We start from the raw sequence: 21,965 nt of genomic DNA on the forward strand, positions 1-21,965 counted from the left end.
GGTAATTACTAACAATTTAGTAATTTACGGCTTATTGACAATTTAATTGCAACATTTTGCTAATCTCTCGGACCTGCTTATTTGGTGGCGTAGTTCAAATACACCGAGATAGATAACATGGATAAACCGATACTAAAGGACTCAATGAAATTATTTGAGCCCCTAGGAAAAATAAAATCACGCTCAATGTTTGGTGGATTCGGGCTTTTTGCTGATGACACTATGTTTGCTCTGGTTGTTAACGACCAGCTGCACATAAGAGCGGACAAAGACACAACAAAGCAATTCGAGCAACAAGGGTTTCGACCATACGTCTACAAAAAACGTGGTTTCCCTGTCGTCACAAAGTATTTCGCATTGCCGGAAGGCTTGTGGCAAGACCAAGAGAAAATCTTGCAGCTTGCTACGACGTCTTTGGGGTTTGCTAAAGAAGAGAAAGCTGAGCAATCTTCTGCTAAGCCAACTCGATTAAAGGACCTCCCTAACCTTCGACTCGCTACCGAGCGTATGTTAAAAAAGGCTGGGATCGATTCTGTAGAATGTTTATATGAATCTGGCTCTGTAAACGCATTTAACGCCATCAAGGAATCACATGCTTCCTCTGTCAGCATTGAGCTGCTTTGGGCGCTAGAAGGTGCGATCAATGGTACTCATTGGTCTGTTATACCGCAGCAACGTCGTGAAGAGCTTATCAGTCGCGTCAATTAATATTGTCAGTTCAAACTATCTACATAACTAAGCCGCATTCTTGCGGCTTTTTTTATATCTGTTGAAAGTTAATCTATGCTTTGCCTGTCTATCTATACTAATGGTATGCATTGAAAAATTAGAGGAAGTATCAATGAGTAAGAAAATGATATTGGGTATCGTATTGGTCGTAACGATCGTCTTGTTAGGCGTCAATTTCGGCCAATACCTAACACTTGAGAATGCGAAAGCTCAACAAGCTGTTTTGAATGACTACATCGAGAGCAATTTTATTGCCGCTGCTGCAATTTACTTCGCCGCCTATGTCATGATCACGGCTTTCTCAATTCCTGGCGCTGCGGTTGTTACTCTGTTAGGCGCTGCCTTGTTTGGTTTCTGGAACAGTTTACTGCTGGTATCTTTTGCGAGTGCTATTGGTGCAACTCTCGCCTTCTTAAGTAGCCGCTACCTGTTACGTGACTGGATCCAAACCAAGTTTGGTGACAAGTTAGCAACGATTAACAAGGGCGTTGAAAAAGACGGGGCATTTTACTTATTCTCTCTGCGTCTGATTCCTGTCTTCCCATTTTTCCTTATCAACCTGTTAATGGGGTTAACCCCAATGTCGGTAACTCGTTACTACATCACAAGCCAAATAGGGATGTTGCCAGGTACTGCGGTTTTCTTGAATGCTGGTACTCAACTCGCAGAAATTGATTCACTTTCGGGTATCGTATCTCCTTCAGTACTATTGTCATTTGCCTTGTTGGGGGTATTCCCAATTATTGCTAAATGGTTGATGAGTAAGTTCCGCTCAGCACCTGTGGCTGACTAACGTGTATAGCGGAATAACGTATATAACTGACTAAAACCCAAAGCCGAATAAGGTTCTATTTCAATGAAAATCTTCAGTGCATCGAATCCTACAGAAGCCCATATCATCTGTGGATTGTTAGAAAGTGAGAATATTGCGTGTGAAGTCCGTGGTGAGGGCTTGTTCGGTTTGAAAGGGGAAATCCCATTCACTGAGGAAACTGACCCTTACGTATGGTTATATGAGCCAGAATTGGCCAGTAAAGCCCGCACGATAGTCAATGACTACCAAAAACAGCAAGATTCGATCATCTATGAAGAGTGGCGTTGTGGTGAGTGCCATGAAGTCAACGAAGCGCAATTCGGTTCTTGCTGGCAATGTGGTGCTGCATCACCAGAGTAAGAACATTACGAACGATACTCCTCCCTTAAAATAAAAACGGGAAGCTAATATTAGCTTCCCGTTTTTATTTAATTCGATTTATTTGTTCAGATAGCGAACCAAGAGGATCATTGGATTTGTTTTTGAATAAACGCGATAGAACGTTGGTTGAACTCTTCAGGGTTTTCAACATTACACACATGTCCGCAATTCGCTATTTCCACTAACTCACTCGACTCGTGCGCTTCAACCATCTCTTTTACCGGCTTGATGAACATGTAGTCACGTTCTCCCATCAAATAAAGAGTCGGGATCGGCAACTCTCTATCTTTGAAGTATTTCATTAGAGGGTTCACATCAGCGGTAAGGATGAACCAACGTTTAAATTCTTTTTGACACAGTTTTTTGGCTTCGCGGATAAATAGATGGCGAGATTCTTTTTGGCTTTTCTGCGGCATAACAACATAAGCAAAAAGGCTGTATAGCCACATGTATGGAATGATGTGCTTGCTTAAATTACCCAGCTTTATTAGTACTTGAGAGCGAGTATTGAGCTTAGTCACTGCACCACCGAGTACCATTGAACGCACGCGCCCTGCCGCTAATTCCGCTACGTTGCGAACAATAATCGTCCCGAGAGACATACCAACGAAATGCGCTGAACGGATTTTTAGATGATCAAGAACTTTAAGGATATCGAGCGTGACCGATTTGAACGTATAGCGGTTCGTAATCAGGCCTTTAAGTATGCTGTCTGACTTACCATGCCCTCTAAGATCAATGAGAAGCAAGTTGAAATGTTGTTTATACGCTTTGATCTGTTTGAACCAAATAGAGGAGCTTCCCCCCGCGCCATGCACAAACACAACCCACTCATCGCTCGTAGGGTGAGTAAATGTTTTATGAAATAATAAACTCTCAGACATACCTATCGCTTTAATTATAATAATGGAGCTATGCCTCATGGTGAGGCGATGGCTAAGGATATCACGCTATTGAGCAGATTAAGTGATAATAGTGTCAAACCTAACATTAGTCATGTGAATACCTGCCCTCCTTTTCTACCTGACTAAAATGAGTTTGCAAGTTTTGTCTTCGTAAACGTGATGTGTTCTGACCAAAAAACAAAAAGGCACTCTAGTCTCAGAGCGCCTTCTTTCATTACAAACTATTACTAGCTGTCAGCTTAATTTTAAAACTATTTCAGCGAGTTAAAGTGCCGAATGGTACATTGCAAGATACTCTTTTGCCGCATCTTCCCAACTAAAATCTTGCTGCATGGCATAAAGTTGAACACGCTTAATTTCAGATGGGTTTTGTGCGTAAAGCAGCAATGAACGATGTAACACAGCCAGTAACGCTTGTGGTGTCGGTTCATCAAACGCAAATCCAGTTGCGATCTCAGGATCCTGATCGTAATCATTCACGCTGTCTTTTAAACCACCGACAGAACGAACAATTGGTAAAGTACCGTAAGCCATGCTGTAGATTTGGTTTAAGCCACAAGGCTCAAATTCAGAAGGCATCAAGAAGAAATCAGAGCCCGCTTCAACCAAGTGTGCTAATTCGTTGTTATACGCTTCAACAAACGAGAACTTGTTTGAGTGAAGTGCCGACAACTCTTTTAGCTGACTCGCTAAAACCGGATCACCAGTACCCACAATCACAATCTGCAAGTCGTTCTTCAAGAACTGTTCGATGATAGGCAGTAAGTAGTGAACACCTTTCTGATTAGTCAGACGACAAACCATGCCATAAACCGCACAATCGGTGACTGGTAGGCCAACATCTTGTTGCAGTTTTTGCTTACAAGCTGATTTCCCACGAACCATGCTGTGTTTGGTCGCTTTGTATTTACGAGGTAGGAAAGCATCCGTTTCCGGGTTCCAGGCACCGTAATCACAGCCATTCAAAATACCAAACAGGTCGTTAGATCTGTGTTGGAATTCAGCTGCCATACCATGGCTACCTAATTCCGTCTTCAACTCTTGTGCATAAGTTGGGCTAACTGCATTCACTTTATCAGCACACAACACACCCGCTTTCAGCATCGTCACGTGAGTATCACTTACGGCAGCTTCAGGAACATTATGGCTGTGCATTTCAGGCAAAGACTGCAACTCTTCGTAAGAAAACACGCCTTTAAAAACGGCATTGTGAATAGAGATTACGCTGCGTGTGTTTTTAAAAAAGTCGTGTTGTTGATAACGAGACTTAAGCAAGAAGGGAACAAAACCCGTGTGCCAATCATTGGCATGAACGATATCGGGCTGAAAGCCAAGTTTAGGAAGCATATCCAAACACGCAGCACTAAAGAACGAGAAACGCTCTCCGTTATCGGTATAAGCGTGATTATTTTCAGCGTACATTTCAGGGCGTTCGAAATACTTGGCACATTCAATACCAAAAACTTGAACACCTTCGACGCTCAATTTCTTAACTTGATAAGCGGTGTGAGGCCAATGATCCAGCTCGGTAGCCAAGATGACTTCTGCTGAATCAATGTTTGGGATGTTTCGATAAGCGGGGATGGTCACTCGAACGTCTTGTTCGAGTGTTTGTAACGCTTTAGGCAGTGCCTTGGCTACATCAGCCAAGCCACCACTTTTAATTAAGCCTTCAACTTCAGACGCTACAAAAAGTACCGAGAGAGTCTTAGTAACCAACTCGTGCTCCTTTAGAAATCACGACTACACCATCGTCAGATACGTGGTAATGCTTTTTATCTTCTGTCAGGTTTACACCAATCTGAGTGCCTGGTGCAATGTCGGCATCTTTATCAATGATAACGCGACGTAGTATACAACCTTCGCCAACCTTCACATCACCAAGTAAGATACTCTCGCTGATATCACACGCTGATGCGATATTGCTGCGGAAACCCAACACACTCTTTTCAATGCGCGAACCACGAACATAACTACCGCTACACACAAGGCTATCAATGATCTGAATTCGACCATTTGCCGAGTCAGTAAAGGTAGCTGGTGGCAGTGGCGGATAATAAGTGTGTAGAGGCCATTTGCGGTTGTATAGCGAGAATGGCGCATCTTTCTTAAGAAGGTCCATATGAGCTTGCCAGTACGCGTCAATCGTACCTACATCGCGCCAGTAAACTTCTTCTTTTTCACCGGTAATGCGGTTGGTGCTGAAGTCATAAACAAACACATCACCACGTGGGAACATGTTTGGAATAATATCTTTACCGAAATCGTGAGTAGAATCAGGCTTATCTGCATCTTCTGTTAGTTCGGCAAATAGCTCTTTTGCTTCGAACACGTAGTTGCCCATTGAAACGAGCGCAGATTCAGGATCGCCTGGAATCGGCTTCGGATTTGCAGGTTTCTCTTCAAAGCCAATCATGCGGCCTTCAGCATCAACCTCGATAACACCGAATTCTGATGCTTCAGCAAGCGGCATGCGCAGTGCAGAAACGGTTAGCGCTGCTTTTTTCTCTTTATGGAAATCAAGCATCTGCTTGATGTCCATTTTGTAGATATGGTCAGAACCAAAAATACAGACTTGATCAGGTTCTTCCAACTCCATAAAGCCCATGTTTTGGTAGATAGCATCTGCTGTACCTTCGTACCAACGCTTCCCTTTACGCATTTGCGCAGGAATAGGGTCAATGAAGCGATCTGTTATGCCACTGATATTCCAACCTTTTTTCATATGGTGGAACAGTGATTGTGACTTGAATTGTGTTAATACATAGATCTTCATCAGATCAGCATTAACGAAGTTGTTCAAAGCGAAATCAATTAAGCGGTAGCTACCACCGAAAGGAACCGAGGGTTTGCTGCGAGATTCAGTTAAAGGTCTTAAGCGAGAGCCTTCACCACCAGCAAGAATCATTCCCAATACACCAGCCATTTTATTCTCCATATATTTATAGCTTGTCGATGTCAGTACTCGTAGAGGTATCTTCCTCTGGGGGATGAGCACTAACACTTGTTTCGGTACTTAACGAATATCTATTCACATACAGTGACAGTATCCTAAGCCAAACGTTGTTATGTGTGCACTATTCTTTGCACTTGGTTTGATATACGTTATCGACTTTCCTGTCGATTTCAATTTTTAATACGCCATTCTGTGTTACGCAAGCTTATTGCTTTCCTAAGACTTAAAGCAGCTCACATTACACCGCCTGAGCGAAACATTACATTAACACCCGGCACACATCAGGTATACAACTAAACACTGATCTGTGACTTACAATATTTTAATTAAGTTACATTCTCGTTAAAGTTTCATAAGAAGATAATATAAATTTTTTAATTTATTTCACCCTGCGAATTTAATAAATCTCCACAAGTGAGACAGTAACTCATACAGTTGCATATTTACTCATGTTTAGATCAAAAAAAAGCAGCCTAATGGCTGCTTTTTTGATCAATAAAGTTCAATTACTTTTCTTTGGGCTTCTTACGTTTATCCGTTACTTCCCATTTGCCGTCGATATACAAAGCGGTCCAACCAGAAGGTTTTCCGTCTACTTCAGTTCGAACATAGTTCTCTTTGGTCTTACGACTAAAGCGAACTACTGCTGGCTTACCATCTGGATCAGCAGCAGGTGCTGATGCTAGGTATTGGAATTTAGGTGAAATACGGTCTTTAAAACGAACAAGCTCTTCCACCAATGGTGCACGAGTTTCACGTGATTTAGGGAAATTACTCGCCGCCATAAACAAGCCAGAAGCACCATCACGAAGAACAAAGTACGCGTCTGAGTTTTCACATGGGAGCTCAGGGAAGTGCACAGGGTCTTCTTTAGGTGGCGCAACTTCGCCGTTTTTCAGAATCTTACGAGTGTTTTTACAATCTTCACTCGTACAATCCATGTATTTACCAAAACGGCCATTTTTAAGAACCATGTCAGAACCACACTTGTCACACTCAACAAGTGGACCATCATAGCCCTTCACTTTGAACTCGCCGTGTTCAACCACATAACCTTCACAGTTAGGGTTGTTACCACATACGTGCATCTTACGCTTATCGTCAATCAGATAAGCATCCATTGCCGTTTCACAGATAGGACAACGCTTTTTAGCTCGAAGTGCTGCGGTTTCAACGTCTTCTTCTAGAACGTTGATTATGCCTTCTTCATCACCAAGGTTGATCGTTGTCTTACAACGTTCTTTTGGTGGAAGCGCATAACCAGAACAACCAAGGAATACGCCTGTTGAAGCAGTACGAATACCCATTTTACGGCTACAAGTTGGACACTCAATATCGGTTTCAACGATATGGTTTGGCTTCATGCCACCCGCATCTTCATCGAGATCCGCTTGCTCTAGGTCGCCAGTAAAGTCTGTGAAGAAGTTATCTAGAACGCCTTTCCAGCTCGCTTCACCTTCTGCGATTTGGTCTAACTTTTGCTCCATACGAGCTGTAAAGTCATAGTTCATTAGGTCATTGAAGCTGCCATCTAGACGGTCAGTAACAATTTCACCCATTTTTTCAGCATAGAAACGACGCTGTTCAACTTTCACATAGCCACGGTCTTGAATCGTCGAGATGATTGACGCGTAGGTTGACGGACGACCAATACCACGCTTCTCTAGTTCTTTAACCAATGCAGCTTCCGTGAAACGTGCTGGTGGCTTAGTGAAGTGCTGTTTAGGGTCTAGAGCAATCAGGTCAAGCTTATCGCCGATTTGAACCGCAGGAAGAATAGTATCTTCATTCTTACCCATTGGACGTTGAACACGAGTCCAACCATCAAATTTAAGGATACGACCTTTCGCTTTCAGCGTGTACTCATCCGCTTTAACACTTACTGTTGTTGAATCGTATTGCGCTGGCGTCATTTGACACGCGACGAATTGATTCCAAATCAGCGAGTAAAGTTTGTGAGCATCAGCATCAACACCATTTAAGTCTTCAGACTTCACATCAACGCTTGAAGGACGAATCGCTTCGTGGGCTTCTTGTGCGCCCTCTTTGCTACCGTAAACAAGTGCTTTAGCTGGCAAATATTGCGCACCAAACTCAGAACCGATGTATTCACGTGCGGCCTCTACAGCCTCTGAACTCAAGTTAGTCGAGTCAGTACGCATATAAGTGATGTAACCCGCCTCATAGAGACGCTGAGCCAACATCATGGTTTTCTTTACGCCGTAGCCAAGACGCGTACTCGCAGCTTGTTGCAACGTTGACGTGATGTAAGGGGCAGACGGCTTACTCTTCGTTGGGCGGTCTTCGCGTTTACATACTTCGTATTGAGCTTTGTCTAATACACTGACGGCAGCTAAAGTTTGCGCTTCGTTTACCGGTCTGAAAGCAACACCATCTTTCTGTGCAACTTGCAGTCTGAAATCTGTTTTATCCGTCGTTTTAGTATCAGCATGCACATCCCAGAACTCTTCAGGGATAAAGGCGTTGATCTCGCGCTCACGCTCAACCAGTAGTTTTACAGCTACAGATTGAACACGGCCAGCGGATAAGCCTCGTGCTACTTTTTTCCAAAGCAGAGGTGACACCATAAAGCCCACAACACGGTCCATAAAACGTCGTGCTTGCTGTGCGTTTACGCCATCGATGTTTAGCTCACCTGGAGTTTCGAAAGCTTGCTGAATAGCATTTTTAGTAATTTCGTTAAAAACCACTCGTTTGTATCGCGTTTCATCGCCACCGATGATCTCACGAAGGTGCCATGCGATAGCTTCTCCTTCGCGATCCAAATCGGTTGCGAGATAAACATGGTCTGCGTTCTCAGCCAGTTTTTGCAATTCAGCAACGACTTTTTCTTTACCTGGTAGAATTTGGTAGTTCGCTTCCCACTCATTATATGGGTTGATACCCATCTTTTTAATAAGCGCTTTGCGATCTTTTTCTTTCTTGATACGAGCTTTATCTTCTGGGCTCATACCCTTGGTTGAAACTGCAGTAGCCTTTTTACCAGTGCTTTGACCTGCCGTTGGTAAATCACGTACGTGACCTACACTCGACTTAACGACAAAGTCTTTGCCAAGATATTTATTGATGGTTTTAGCCTTGGCCGGCGACTCCACTATAACTAGCGATTTACCCATATTGACTCTAACGTCCTTAATCACGATGCTTCAGCACCAACAATTTAACTTGTGGGCTTTTACGCATGATATTCTAAATTCATTGCTTCTTTTTTTACTATTGTGCGAGATTACTAGAAGATCAACCGCTTTTTTCAAAATTGGATCTGATCGGTCGACAAATCGACGACTCAGCGGATAAAAGGGTCACAATGTAAAAAAGCGATAAAGTACTCACGAAGAATACTTGCAAGAGCCTATTCATCAGGCATTACGTATAAACGCGGTCATACTAAGCTTGTCCGCGAATCTAACGCGAGCCCCATTCAATTATTTTTGTCATAAATCACAAAATAAATGATGGAGATTCGAAAAGACTCTCTTATTCGGTTGTGAAATCATTGAATTTCTAGTTCTACACAATAAACTCAACGATATATTCAGTTATCAGAGATGAACTCATGACAAAGAAAGTAATAGCAGAATTTGATTTACTGCTTATCGCAAACCAAATTATCCAATCACATGATGACTACATTGAAGGCATGCGCACAAACAGCGTAGTAGAAAAAGACGACGTACTCGTCTTTAAGGGTGAATACTTCTTAGACAGCAACGGATTGCCAACAGAGAATACAACCGCAGTATTTAACATGTTTAAATACTTAGCGCACCATCTTTCAAAAGAATTTACGCTTCAGCAATAATGAAAAAGCTTGCCATTTAGGCAAGCTTTTTTACTTCCTGAACCTTTCTACACTCAATATTTTTATTGGCTCAGCATTTTTAGCTTGTCGAAGTAGTCAGGGAAAGTCTTTGAAGTACAACCTGGATCATTAATGGTCACAGGTGTATCACTCAACGCCACCAACGAGAAACACATCGCCATACGGTGATCATCATAGGTGTCTATCGCCGCATGTGTCAGTTCAGCAACAGGGTTAACGATAATGTAATCTTCACCCTCTTCGACCTCTGCGCCAACTTTACGAAGCTCTGTCGCCATCGCCGCTAAGCGATCGGTCTCTTTAACACGCCAGTTGTAAACATTACGAATGGCCGTTGTACCTTTAGCAAATAAGGCTGTCGTTGCGATAGTCATCGCTGCGTCTGGAATATGGTTGTAATCCATATCAATGCCTTTCAGATCGCCACAGCGAGAGATAACGTAGTCATCACCCCATTCAATTTCAGCACCCATTTTTTCAAGCGCATCAGCGAATTGAATATCGCCTTGGATACTGTTTTTGCCAATACCCGTGACTTTAATCTCGCCGCCTTTAATCGCCGCAGCGGCAAGGAAGTAAGATGCCGATGACGCATCGCCTTCAACTAAGAAGTCACCCGGTGCAGAGTACGATTGACCCGTAGGAATCACGAACTCTTGATAATCGTTATTGATCACGTCCACACCAAATTGTTTCATAATGTGTAGCGTGATATCGATGTAAGGTTTTGAAACTAATTCGCCATCAATTTTAATGGTCACGTCGCCTTCAGCTAAAGGTGCAGCCATTAAAAATGCCGTCAAAAACTGACTAGAAATAGAACCATCAATAGAAACCGTACCACTCTTAAGGCCAGTACCCTTAATTTTTAACGGTGGGAAGTTTTCGTTTTCTAGATATTCTACATCGGCGCCTGCTGCTCGCAATGCGGTGACTAGATGACCAATTGGGCGCTCTTTCATTCGAGGTTCGCCAGTCAGTACATATTCGCCATGGCCTAAGCATAATGCTGCGGCTAATGGACGCATCGCTGTACCAGCGTTACCTAAGAAAAGCTCAAGAGCTTGGTCGCTTGAAAATGCACCACCAACGCCCGTTACTTCACAGACGGTTTTATCTGCAGACAATTGATAATCAACGCCCAACTGAGTCAAAGCATTCAGCATGTGGCGGATATCATCACTGTCTAACAAATTGGTTAGGCGTGTTGTTCCAGTCGAAAGTGCCGCTAAAAGAAGTGCACGGTTAGATACACTTTTTGAACCAGGTAAGTTAACTTCCCCGCTCACTTTTTGAATTGGTTGTAACGTAAGGCTTTCCATTAAATCTTTTAGTCCTTGTACCACCCGAAGCCACTGGCGCGTATTTATTTTCGGGTGATGAATAATTCTTCGTACTTGCAGACTAACGAACTTTTCCGATGAACTCCAGAGCTAATCCCTCCGTTAAAGGCTATTAATTCGCCAACTAAACGTATTTACATACTAGTATGCTAGATCCACTCGCACGCCATCAGAAAAATATAGGATTCGCACGTCATCACCACGATTAAACAACATAGAATTGTCGACATCTTGAATGATGTTGACCAGCTTATTGTCTTTGGTTTTGACCAATAACTCGACCAACTTGTATTCAACTCTATATTGGGTGTTGCCTCGATTACGCGCAATGCCCGCCCCAGCGACAGCACCAACGGCCGTAGCCACCTCTTTACCCGTGCCACCACCAAATTGGTTACCGATCAAGCCACCAATCGCCGCGCCTAGTAAGGTTTCCCAACCATTCGCTTTCGATTCAACGATTTCCTGTTGCGTGATATATCTAACCGTATCAATTTCACCATAAACGACCTCGTTAACAGGGCGAGCTTCGTTCCGGTTGTAAGCTGCATTTGCCAACATGGGTAAAACAAGTAAAATCCAAAGCAACTTTTTCATGGTAAAACTCCTGAAGACCTCTTGGTCATTGATTAATCTGTAATGCGGTACTTATGACTATATACCTAACCGAGCTTGATACTACTAGTATAGAGTTTCCTTCGCCCTTTGAAGCCCTCGACGAACCGAATGGCTTGCTCGCCTTTGGGGGTGATTTGTCACCGATGCGAATTTTAAACGCTTATAGCCAAGGTATATTTCCATGGTATGGGCCTGGGGAGCCTATACTTTGGTGGAGCCCTGCACCGCGAGCAGTATTTAATCCTAAGACATTCGAACCGTCAAAAAGTCTTAAAAAGTTTCAAAGAAAGCACAATTATCGAGTTAGCATCAACCAAGCGACCGATAAAGTGATTGGTTACTGTTCATCGCTCAGACCTCAAGAAGAAACGTGGTTAAACGAAGACATGCAAACCGCCTACCGCGAATTGTCAGCATTAGGTTTTTGTCACTCGGTAGAGGTTTGGCAAGACGATGAGCTGATTGGAGGCCTATACGGCTTGCAGAGAGGTCAGGTATTTTGTGGTGAATCGATGTTTAGCTTGAAGACTAATGCCTCAAAAATTGCGCTATGGTATTTCTGCAGACACTTTAAGAAATTTGGAGGAAAGCTCATCGATTGCCAAGTCATGAACCCACACTTGGACTCGTTAGGCGCTATCGAAGTAGAAAGAGATGAGTTTCTTAGTGCTCTGAAAATACTCAAAGAAAATCAGCTTGACGATGGATGTTTTGAAGCACAATGGCTAGAGGGAATGCCTTCATGAGTTCAGATTTACAACAAATCAGAATTGGATTAACCGATAACCATGCTTGCAGCTATCTGCCACACCTCCAAGAACGTGTAGCAGTGACGCTCGATGAATTTATGCACACAGCAGATAACTACGAAGTACTGCTTGCGAATGGGTTTCGTCGCAGTGGCAGCACAATCTACAAACCGCATTGTGACAATTGCTCAGCTTGTCAGGCTATTCGCCTTTCCATCCCTGAAATAAAGTTTTCAAAAAGCCAGCGACGAATCCTGAACAAAGCCAAGTCATTCCACTGGGAATTTAAAGACACGATGGATGACAACTGGTTTGATTTATACAGCCGATACATTACCGCTCGTCATCAATCCGGAACCATGTATCCTCCAAAGAAGGAAGAGTTCCTACAGTTCTCCAAAAACGAGTGGCTTACTACACAATACATGCACATCTACAATGAGAACCAGTTGGTCGGCATCGCTGTTACCGATGTTATGTCTCACTGCACCAGCGCGTTTTATACCTTCTTCGACCCTGACATCGATATCTCTATGGGAACCTTAAGCGTTTTGTTCCAGATTCAACACGCGCAAAAAGAGCAAAAACAATGGCTATATTTGGGTTATCAAATCGATGAATGTCCTGTTATGAACTATAAAGTACGATTTCAACGTCATCAAAGGCTAGTAAATCAACGGTGGCAAGGGTAGAATACGCGACAACTTTACATATTTTGATTTTAACGGCACAATCAAGCCGTTGAAAACCGCCAAGTTTCGAAAGAGGATTAGATGGCTAAAGAAGACGTAATCGAGATGCAAGGCACTGTCCTTGATACTCTACCAAACACGATGTTCCGTGTTGAGCTTGAAAATGGTCACGTAGTGACAGCACACATCTCTGGTAAAATGCGTAAGAACTACATCCGTATTCTTACTGGTGATAAAGTAACTGTTGAGATGACTCCATACGACCTTTCTAAAGGCCGCATCGTCTTCCGTGCTCGTTAATTTTTAATTATCGAATACGATAAAAAACGGAGCTCTATGCTCCGTTTTTTACCGCCTATACAAAGGCAAATAGATTCGCTAATCGCTTTATAAGTCACTCTATTTCCTATGGTAGAGTCCCTAACCCGCGTCACGCTCAGCTAAAGCCTCACCCTTCAATGTTTAACCCCAACTCTATATCGCCAAGTAAATACTCATTATTACGCTCTAGTCGCATCTACGCGCATTTCTAGCTGTCTTTTCAAGCACCCAGATACAAAAAAACGCACAACCGAAGTCATGCGTTTTTATCAAAGTATTGCGTTTAAGTGCGTCTACTCTTCGTTAGTGACTAATAATAGTTAGCTACTAGCTAGCCTCTAGCTCTTAGTGCATCACTTCTTCTTTGGCACCTACGTAAACAAAGTCCAATTCATCTTTCTTCAGAGACACTTTCACAGTACCGCCGTCGACCAAACTACCGAACAACAATTCATTCGCAAGCGGCTTCTTAAGCTTCTCTTGAATAACTCGGCCCATAGGACGTGCGCCCATGGTCTTGTCATAGCCTAGATGTGCTAACCAGTGACGAGCATCTTCAGACACTTCTAAAGAAACACCACGTGCGTCCAGTTGAACCTGAAGCTCTACAATAAACTTATCGACAACTTGGCTGATTACACTTGGGTCTAAACTGTTGAACCAAATGATATTATCAAGACGGTTACGGAACTCCGGAGTGAAGACCTTCTTAATCTCACCCATTGCATCTGGCGCATGATCTTGTTGGATCAGACCGATCGATTTCTTCTCGGTTTCCGCGACACCTGCGTTGGTTGTCATGACTAAGATCACATTACGAAAATCCGCTTTGCGACCGTTGTTGTCCGTCAAAGTACCGTTATCCATCACTTGTAATAACAAGTTAAAGATATCTGGGTGAGCCTTCTCGATCTCATCAAGTAACACAACAGAGTGCGGGTTCTTGATTACTGCATCAGTGAGTAGACCACCTTGATCGTATCCTACATAACCAGGAGGAGCACCAATCAGACGGCTCACAGAGTGACGTTCACCGTATTCAGACATATCAAAACGTAGCAGCTCAATACCCATCAGTTTAGAAAGCTGAACCGTCACCTCAGTTTTACCCACACCAGTAGGACCAGCAAATAGGAATGAACCAACAGGTTTATTGTCTGCTCCTAATCCTGCACGAGTCAGCTTGATCGCTTCGCTCAATACATCGATCGCTGGATCTTGTCCGAATACCAACATTTTCATGCGGTCATCCAGTTTCTGCAGCGTATCTTTGTCTGAAGATGATACTGACTTTTCAGGAATACGAGCCATTTTCGCAACCATCGACTCGATATCAGCCACGCTCACTGTCTTCTTACGACGACTTGCTGGAGCTAAACGACTACGAGCACCTGCTTCATCAATAACGTCAATCGCCTTATCTGGAAGGTGACGTTCATTAATATACTTAGCAGACAGCTCCACAGCGGCACGTAACGCTTTATTTGTGTAACGCACTTCATGGTGAGCTTCGTATTTTGGCTTCAAGCCAATCAGAATCTTGGTCGTGTCATCAAGTGATGGTTCAACAATATCGATTTTTTGGAAGCGACGAGATAACGCACGTTCCTTCTCAAAAATACTGCTGTACTCTTGGTAAGTGGTTGAACCGATACAACGTAATTTACCACTGCTTAGTAGCGGTTTAATTAAGTTTGCAGCATCAACTTGTCCACCCGACGCAGCACCCGCACCAATGATGGTGTGAATTTCGTCGATGAACAAGATAGCGTCTTCTTCTTTTTCCAGTTGCTTAAGAATGGCTTTAAAGCGCTTCTCAAAGTCACCACGATATTTAGTACCTGCAAGCAGTGAACCAATATCTAAAGAGTAAATCACGCTGCTCTGAATGATTTCAGGCACCTGCCCTTCAACGATACGCCATGCAAGACCTTCTGCAATGGCCGTTTTACCTACACCCGCTTCACCCACTAACAAAGGGTTATTTTTACGACGACGACACAATACTTGAACCGTTCGCTCAAGCTCTTTGTCACGACCGATGAGTGGGTCAATATTACCTTGCTTAGCCACTTCATTAAGATTGGTTGCAAAGTTTTCTAGACGGTCTTCAGAATTTGCTTCTTCAGCATTTTCTGCACCACCGAATGAATCAGGCGATGAAGCACTGTCGCCTTCGTTGCTTGCTTTGGTAATGCCGTGCGAAATGAAGTTAACGATGTCTAAGCGACTGATGTCGTTTTTCTTCAGTAGGTATGCCGCATGAGATTCTTGCTCACTAAAAATAGCCACAAGCACGTTTGCACCTGTTACTTCACTGCGACCTGAAGATTGGACATGAAAAACCGCGCGCTGAAGTACTCGTTGAAAGCTCAGTGTTGGCTGGGTTTCTCGAGTTTCATCGTTTTCTGGGATAAGCGGGGTTGTTTGATCAATAAAAATATCGAGCTCATTACGAAGAGCATCGAGATCAGCCTGACAAGCTTGGAGCGCTTCCTTGGCCGCATCATTTTCTAATAATGCTAGTAGGAGGTGTTCGACAGTCATAAATTCATGTCGCTTGTCTCGCGCACGAGCAAATGCGCCATTTAAACTCGACTCTAATTCTTTATTTAGCATAAGTACCTCCTAAGGGAACAACAGTGTTGTTCGAGCAATTTATACTTGCTCCATTGTACATAGTAGCGGATGCTCATTTTCCTTTGAGTACATCCTTACCTGCGCTACCTTTGTTTCGGCTATTTCAGCACTGTATGTGCCGCAAATAGCTTTACCTTCATAATGAACCTTGAGCATCACTTCCGTTGCTTGTTCGATATCTAGTGAGAAAAACCGCTCGAGGATCTCGATGACAAAATCCATTGGCGTGTAATCATCGTTGTTCAATACAACGTTATACATAGCCGGTGGCTTTACTTTTGTTGCTTCTTTCTCCAGTAAATCTGAGCCTGGAGCTGCCCATTCGAAGTTTCTGCTCATATCAGCTTTGCTAAGGTTATTTTTCGGAATTCGTGAGTGCTTACTTAACTCAAATCTACCACATTCACGCTTTACGGTGTACTAAGAAACTGCACCAAGAAACAGTACCAAAAAATATTCCTCTATACTGAGCCTAATCCACCATTTCCATCGCTGCAAATAAAAGATCTCTATTAACAGAATTAACATATGTTATTGATTAAAAAGACACCATTACTATTGACGCTGACCATAAGATCACCACTAAGTTACTATTTAGTTAATAGTTTGTGGTTAATCTCGAATGTGATTTGTTATTAAAATTGATCACTTTTATACCAATTTACTATTGACTGCGCTCAATCATTAGCTACATTGGTGCTAAAAGGTTTTTCTTAAGCAACCTTAACAATAAGCAAAAAAATGCAACAACAAGGAATTATTACGCAAGGTAGCGTTAATTTCCGTAAGCAATGTACGAGATTCAAGTTATCAGCTGAAATCCGTTAGCTGGTAAGAATGATATCAATCGCACTTACGACAATTGATATAACAACGTTAGTAACAAAATGCATGAGGGATGTATAGCATGGCTACAGGTACAGTAAAATGGTTTAACAACGCCAAAGGGTTTGGCTTTATTTGTCCAGAAGGTGAAGACGGCGATATTTTTGCCCATTACTCCACAATACAGATGGATGGTTATCGAACCTTAAAAGCGGGTCAGCAAGTCGACTATGAAGTAGAAAGTGGACCTAAAGGCTCCCATGCTAGTTCCGTTGTTCCTGTCGAAGGCAGCGCCGCTAAATAGGCGATTGCCAAATCATGTGACCTTCATCAGTCTTAATTAACGGCTGACAGGTAAGCAGAATATTGAAACCGCTCATTTGATACCTTTAATACAGGATTAAATGAGCGGTTTTTCGATCTGGGAGCTAAATAGTAACTCACTGTACAATTCGTCCAGGATGTTCACGCCCCAATCTAGGTCAAGGTCTAAAAGTGCATTATGAAAAAAAAGACGCTTTAACGTTATCGTTAAAGCGTCTTTCGTTTTGACTTAACTGTCAGATTAAGCGACTCGTTAGCAACCCATATTCATGACTTGCTAACGGTGAGTCTAATCACTATGCGTCAATGAATGCGTTCAATGTAGCACTCGGGCGCATTAGCGTTGAAACTAGTGCATCATCAAGTAGGTAATAACCCCCTAAATCACCTGCTGGACCTTGAGCGTTGTTTAGCTCAGCAACAATCGCTTCTTCGCTTTCAGCCAGTTGACTTGCAACACCTGCAAACTCAGCAGCTAGGTCGGCATCAACCGTTTGCTCAGCAAGTGCTTTAGCCCAGTATGTTGCTAGGTAGTAGTGGCTACCACGGTTATCAAGCTCACCGACTCGACGTGAAGGCGATTTGTTTTTGTCTAGGAATTCACCCGTCGCTTTATCAAGCGCATCAGCGAGAACTTGTGCCTTAGCATTACCAGTGACAACGCTTAGGTGCTCTAAAGATGCCGCTAATGCCAAGAATTCACCTAAAGAATCCCAACGCAGATGGTTTTCTTTCTCTACTTGTTGCACGTGCTTAGGCGCAGAACCGCCAGCACCTGTTTCAAACAGACCGCCGCCATTCATTAGTGGAACAATCGACAGCATTTTAGCTGACGTACCAAGCTCTAGAATTGGGAACAAATCAGTTAGGTAATCACGTAATACGTTACCTGTAACAGAAATAGTATCTAGACCTTCTTTGATACGAACCAGAGAGTATTGAGTTGCTTCAAGTGGAGCAAGGATCTTAATTTCAAGACCATCTGTATCGTACTCAGGAAGATAAGCTTCTACTTTCTTAATAAGCTGAGCGTCGTGTGCTCGAGCTGCATCTAACCAGAATACCGCAGGAACACCCGCAGCACGTGCGCGAGTTACAGCAAGCTTAACCCAGTCTTGAATTGGTGCATCTTTAACCTGACACATACGGAAGATATCGCCTTCCTCTACGTCTTGCTCAAGAAGAACAGAACCAGAAGCGTCAACCACTTGAACCTGACCAGCAGCTTCTAGGATGAAAGTCTTGTCGTGAGAGCCGTACTCTTCCGCTTTTTGAGCCATCAGGCCAACGTTTGGTACGCTACCCATCGTTGTTGGATCGAAAGCGCCGTTCTCTTTACAGAAATCAATAACCGCTTGGTAGATGCTTGCGTAGCTGCGATCTGGGATCATAGCTTTAGTATCTTTTTGTTTACCTTCTGGATCCCACATTTGACCTGAAGAACGCAGCATTGCAGGCATAGATGCATCAACAATGATATCGCTTGGTACGTGTAGGTTGGTAATACCGCGGTCTGAATCTACCATCGCTAGTGGTGGTTGAGTCTCGTATACCGCTTGTAGGTCAGCTTCGATCGCTTCTTTCTGATCTTGAGGAAGCGCAGCTATTTTTGCGTATACATCGCCGATGCCGTTGTTAACATCAACACCGAGTTCTTCGAATAGCTCACCGTGTTTAGCGAATACGTCTTTGTAGTAAACCTTAACCGCGTGACCAAAAATCACAGGGTCAGATACTTTCATCATCGTCGCTTTCATGTGAAGAGAAAGCAGTACACCTTGCTCTTTTGCTGATACGATCTCTTTTTCAAAGAATGCAACCAAAGCAGCTTTGTTCATTACTGAAGCATCGATGATCTCTTTATCTTGCAGTGCAAAAGCAGGCTTCAGTGTTTTCTTCGCGCCATCTTTACCTACGAATTCAATGCTCACTTCTGTAGCACCTTCAATCGTTACTGACTTTTCGCTACCGAAGAAGTCTTTGTCGTCCATACTTGAAACGTGCGACTTAGAATCTGCAGACCATGCACCCATTGAGTGTGGATTTTTCTTCGCGTAATTCTTAACAGAAAGTGGAGCACGACGATCCGAGTTACCTTCACGTAGCACAGGGTTTACTGCACTGCCTTTGATTTTGTCGTAAGTCGCTTTAACGGCTTTCTCTTCGTCAGTATTTGCTTCTTCTGGATAATTAGGAAGTGCGTAACCTTTTGACTGTAACTCTTTAATCGTTGCTTGAAGCTGAGGTACAGATGCAGAGATGTTTGGAAGCTTGATAATGTTCGCTTCTGGTGTCTTAGCCAATTCACCTAATTCTGCTAGTGCATCACCAATACGTTGCTCTTCGTTCAAATAGTCAGGGAAGTTGGCAATAATGCGCCCTGCAAGTGAAATGTCGCGAGTATCAACGTTAATACCAGAAGAAGCTGTAAAAGATTGAATGATTGGTAGCAGAGAGTAAGTTGCTAGCGCCGGAGCTTCGTCTGTAATGGTATAGATGATCGTTGGTTTTTCAGTAGGCATGAAATTTCCCTATAGTTCTTACAAGCTCATTTAAAGTAGTGAGCATGTTATAAATTGACCAGTAAGCCACTCAAAGAGTGAAAACTGCTTACTCGATAGTCGTACTCTATCTTATTTTTCATACAATCTTGATGACAGCATGAACCAAATCCGTGAGTGCGTTGTTATAATAAAACACGAAGGTATAATTAAACAAATCAGGCTTAAGAGTCCATCAACTTGTTCTATTTTGTGTCTTTTAGGCGCGCAAATGATAGCTCAATTCCGTTTCAGTGAAAACTTTTCAGCACACTTCGTTTACATTTTTGCAAGGTAGTTAACATGTCTACTCGCTCTCGAGGCGCATCTAGCTCAGACAAACCAGCTCGTTCTGGTACCACATTAAAACAAAACGGTAATAGACCAAGCCGCGGCAGTGATAAAAATAACACTGGCAATTCGCACAAGAAACCGCACTCAAGTAAACACCGATACAAAGGCAAGCCTACTAGCGCAAAACCCAAAGTATCACTTGAAGATCGCAAAGTAATCTTATTCAACAAGCCTTTCGACACCCTCAGTCAATTCACTGATGGTGAAGGCAGGAAAACACTCGCCGACTTCATTCCGGTTAAAGATGTTTATGCTGCCGGACGACTCGACCGTGACAGCGAAGGTTTAATGGTATTGACCAACGATGGAATCTTCCAAGCCAAATTGACTCAACCAAACTCAAAGTCACCGAAGACTTACTGGGTGCAGGTTGAAGGCGCACCTTCTGAGGAAGATTTAGATAAATTGAGAAAAGGCGTAGAACTAAAAGACGGCATGACACTGCCTGCTCAAATTGAAGTGATGTCTGAACCTGTAGTGTGGGAAAGAACCCCTCCCGTGCGTTTCAGAGCCGCAATACCGACAACATGGTTAGCGATTACTATCATTGAAGGGCGTAACCGTCAGGTAAGACGAATGACAGCAAATATCGGCTTCCCTACCCTGCGTCTTATTCGTTACTCGATGGGCAGTATGAATGTGGGGCAACTTCAGCCTGGTGAGTGGAAAGAAATTTAGAGTAATAATTCGACAAGTAGAGAAATGGCCGCTGTATAACGGCCATTTTTATATGCGTTGATAAATTTTAGGCACAAAAAAGCCAGTCATAAGACTGGCTTTTACAGCTTTACTTAACTAAAAGTTAAACAATTAGAAGTAGTAGTAAGCAGCTGCGAATACGTGAGTTTCTTCGTCAACGCTTGAAGAGCCTGAATCTAGCTCTTGTTTGATATCAATACCCATGTCAACTTTGTCGCTGAGAGTGTACATAGCAGCAACGTTCATGTAAGACTGATCGATATCAGAAGTAACGTTAGACTCTGTTGTGTTAGTTGCGTAACCAGCAGCAAGAGTAAGCTGTTCAGTTAGAGCGTAACCAGCAGAAGCATAGAAACCTGTTAGTTTAAGGTCAGTTGTGTTGTTTTCAACGCCAACTTTACCATCATCAATCCAAGCGTTAAGACCTAGTTTTAGTTTATCTAGAGTTACGTTACCAGAAACAGAAGTTACTGTGTAATCAGAGTCTTCACGTGCTTCGTAACCAGCGTAGATGTTAAACATCTCTTGTTCTACACCGATGTAACCATTGTAGCCCATTTCGCCTTTATCACGGTTATCATCAGTATCAAAAACAGAGATACCGTAAGCGATACCAGAAGTAGCACCTTGGAATTTAGCTACGTTGAAGCCATCAGAAGCATCACCAGCTGAAGCACCAAATTCGTACGTGAAGTCACCAGCGCCATCTACTTTATCTAGAGCTGTATCGTTTTCCCAACCAAGAGAGATAACGCCTGCGTCAGTAGTGAAACCTAACCATGCTTTATCTACGTCAGTAGAAGGACCAGATTGGATATCAACTTTTTGCTCATCAGAGCTGTAGTTTAGCTCTAGGTCTGTTTCAAAGTAACCAACCCAACGGTTGTTTTTGTAGCTAATAGCTAGAGTTAGACCAGTAGCCCAATCATCGTAGAATGCTTTAGTACCTGTGTCGTAGTAACCACCAACACCCCATGCACCAGATACAGAGAACTGGTCTTTATGCATGTCATCAAATTCAAAAACTGGCTTAGAGTTTTGAGAACTTGTTTCAACTGCGAATGCAGAAGTTGATACCGCTGCGATAGCTAGCGCTAATAGAGTCTTTTTCATAATAAATCCACTGCCTTTTCTAAGAATGGGAGATCCTTGCCCGGTTCCCTTTTATTTTTTATGACTGGTCATTACCACTCTTTGTTGGTTAATCACCGTCACTAAATTTCGAGGTCTA

The 21,965-nt window shown here is 43.0% G+C and carries 19 protein-coding genes; 9 read left to right on the plus strand and 10 right to left on the minus strand.

Annotated features, from left to right (window positions below):
• The first annotated feature begins 117 nt into the window (after nt 1–117).
• The 3 genes from QWZ07_RS16450 (at nt 118) to QWZ07_RS16460 (ending at nt 1,903) form a co-directional block, all read left to right on the plus strand.
• Nucleotides 118–708, plus strand: a complete 591-nt coding sequence (locus tag QWZ07_RS16450; protein ID WP_017105768.1) for a TfoX/Sxy family DNA transformation protein — start codon at nt 118–120, stop codon at nt 706–708.
• A gap of 133 nt (nt 709–841) precedes the next feature.
• Nucleotides 842–1,522, plus strand: a complete 681-nt coding sequence (locus QWZ07_RS16455) for a TVP38/TMEM64 family protein (RefSeq protein WP_065111049.1) — start codon at nt 842–844, stop codon at nt 1,520–1,522.
• A 63-nt stretch (nt 1,523–1,585) separates the two neighbouring features.
• Nucleotides 1,586–1,903, plus strand: a complete 318-nt coding sequence (locus QWZ07_RS16460) for a putative signal transducing protein (RefSeq protein ID WP_017111051.1) — start codon at nt 1,586–1,588, stop codon at nt 1,901–1,903.
• 107 nt (nt 1,904–2,010) lie between these two features.
• Here QWZ07_RS16460 and QWZ07_RS16465 read toward each other — a convergent pair whose 3' ends face one another.
• From QWZ07_RS16465 to topA, 4 genes are all read right to left on the minus strand, one after another.
• Nucleotides 2,011–2,808 carry an alpha/beta fold hydrolase gene (locus QWZ07_RS16465; RefSeq protein ID WP_192852886.1) on the minus strand — a complete coding sequence of 266 codons (798 nt, stop codon included), beginning with the start codon at nt 2,806–2,808 and terminating at the stop codon, nt 2,011–2,013.
• Between the two features lie 285 nt (nt 2,809–3,093).
• The gene (gene glgA / locus QWZ07_RS16470) at nt 3,094–4,548 is read right to left on the minus strand and encodes a glycogen synthase GlgA (protein WP_192852885.1); all 1,455 of its coding nucleotides are present in this window, start codon (nt 4,546–4,548) and stop codon (nt 3,094–3,096) included.
• Nucleotides 4,538–5,767: a glucose-1-phosphate adenylyltransferase gene (gene glgC / locus QWZ07_RS16475; RefSeq protein ID WP_076668920.1), complete on the minus strand. Its 1,230-nt coding sequence runs from the start codon at nt 5,765–5,767 to the stop codon at nt 4,538–4,540. The genes glgA and glgC overlap by 11 nt, the downstream gene beginning before the upstream one ends.
• Nucleotides 5,768–6,291: 524 nt before the next feature.
• Nucleotides 6,292–8,922: a type I DNA topoisomerase gene (gene topA / locus QWZ07_RS16480; protein ID WP_102295208.1), complete on the minus strand. Its 2,631-nt coding sequence runs from the start codon at nt 8,920–8,922 to the stop codon at nt 6,292–6,294.
• Between the two features lie 440 nt (nt 8,923–9,362).
• On the opposite strand from topA, the gene QWZ07_RS16485 reads away from it, so the two are divergent.
• Entirely contained in the window at nt 9,363–9,608 is a 246-nt protein-coding gene (locus QWZ07_RS16485; RefSeq protein ID WP_017105775.1) for a YciN family protein, read from the plus strand.
• 62 nt (nt 9,609–9,670) lie between these two features.
• Here QWZ07_RS16485 and aroA read toward each other — a convergent pair whose 3' ends face one another.
• Together aroA and QWZ07_RS16495 are read right to left on the minus strand one after the other, a co-directional pair.
• Nucleotides 9,671–10,951, minus strand: a complete 1,281-nt coding sequence (gene aroA / locus QWZ07_RS16490) for a 3-phosphoshikimate 1-carboxyvinyltransferase (RefSeq protein ID WP_192852884.1) — start codon at nt 10,949–10,951, stop codon at nt 9,671–9,673.
• A gap of 162 nt (nt 10,952–11,113) precedes the next feature.
• Nucleotides 11,114–11,569, minus strand: coding sequence for an outer membrane lipoprotein (locus QWZ07_RS16495; RefSeq protein ID WP_017105777.1), 456 nt, complete (start codon nt 11,567–11,569; stop codon nt 11,114–11,116).
• 53 nt (nt 11,570–11,622) lie between these two features.
• Between QWZ07_RS16495 and aat the strand changes: the two genes are divergently transcribed.
• The 3 genes from aat (at nt 11,623) to infA (ending at nt 13,331) form a co-directional block, all read left to right on the plus strand.
• Nucleotides 11,623–12,336, plus strand: coding sequence for a leucyl/phenylalanyl-tRNA--protein transferase (gene aat, locus QWZ07_RS16500; protein WP_192852883.1), 714 nt, complete (start codon nt 11,623–11,625; stop codon nt 12,334–12,336).
• On the plus strand, nt 12,333–13,031 hold the full coding sequence (locus tag QWZ07_RS16505; RefSeq protein ID WP_192852882.1) for an arginyltransferase: 699 nt from the start codon (nt 12,333–12,335) through the stop codon (nt 13,029–13,031). The genes aat and QWZ07_RS16505 overlap by 4 nt, the downstream gene beginning before the upstream one ends.
• An 81-nt stretch (nt 13,032–13,112) precedes the next feature.
• Nucleotides 13,113–13,331, plus strand: a complete 219-nt coding sequence (infA, locus tag QWZ07_RS16510) for a translation initiation factor IF-1 (RefSeq protein ID WP_001040192.1) — start codon at nt 13,113–13,115, stop codon at nt 13,329–13,331.
• Nucleotides 13,332–13,697: 366 nt separating this feature from the next.
• On the opposite strand, the gene clpA is transcribed toward infA, so the two are convergent.
• Both clpA and clpS read right to left on the minus strand, forming a co-directional pair.
• Nucleotides 13,698–15,971, minus strand: a complete 2,274-nt coding sequence (gene clpA / locus QWZ07_RS16515; RefSeq protein WP_017105780.1) for an ATP-dependent Clp protease ATP-binding subunit ClpA — start codon at nt 15,969–15,971, stop codon at nt 13,698–13,700.
• Between the two features lie 39 nt (nt 15,972–16,010).
• Nucleotides 16,011–16,331, minus strand: a complete 321-nt coding sequence (clpS, locus tag QWZ07_RS16520; RefSeq protein ID WP_017105781.1) for an ATP-dependent Clp protease adapter ClpS — start codon at nt 16,329–16,331, stop codon at nt 16,011–16,013.
• Between the two features lie 568 nt (nt 16,332–16,899).
• Here clpS and cspD point away from each other — a divergent pair.
• Nucleotides 16,900–17,121 carry a cold shock domain-containing protein CspD gene (gene cspD / locus QWZ07_RS16525; protein ID WP_017105782.1) on the plus strand — a complete coding sequence of 74 codons (222 nt, stop codon included), beginning with the start codon at nt 16,900–16,902 and terminating at the stop codon, nt 17,119–17,121.
• 316 nt (nt 17,122–17,437) lie between these two features.
• Here the strand turns inward: cspD and QWZ07_RS16530 are convergent, their stop codons facing one another.
• On the minus strand, nt 17,438–19,663 hold the full coding sequence (locus QWZ07_RS16530) for an NADP-dependent isocitrate dehydrogenase (RefSeq protein WP_192852881.1): 2,226 nt from the start codon (nt 19,661–19,663) through the stop codon (nt 17,438–17,440).
• 321 nt (nt 19,664–19,984) lie between these two features.
• Between QWZ07_RS16530 and QWZ07_RS16535 the strand changes: the two genes are divergently transcribed.
• The gene (locus QWZ07_RS16535; RefSeq protein WP_192852880.1) at nt 19,985–20,713 is read left to right on the plus strand and encodes a pseudouridine synthase; all 729 of its coding nucleotides are present in this window, start codon (nt 19,985–19,987) and stop codon (nt 20,711–20,713) included.
• Nucleotides 20,714–20,845: 132 nt separating this feature from the next.
• Here the strand turns inward: QWZ07_RS16535 and QWZ07_RS16540 are convergent, their stop codons facing one another.
• Complete coding sequence (locus QWZ07_RS16540; RefSeq protein ID WP_102326452.1) at nt 20,846–21,847, minus strand: porin family protein; 1,002 nt, start codon at nt 21,845–21,847, stop codon at nt 20,846–20,848.
• Between the last annotated feature and the right edge of the window lie 118 nt (nt 21,848–21,965).

It is taken from the genome of Vibrio lentus (genome assembly GCF_030409755.1).
GTDB classification, from domain to species: Bacteria; Pseudomonadota; Gammaproteobacteria; order Enterobacterales; family Vibrionaceae; genus Vibrio; species Vibrio lentus.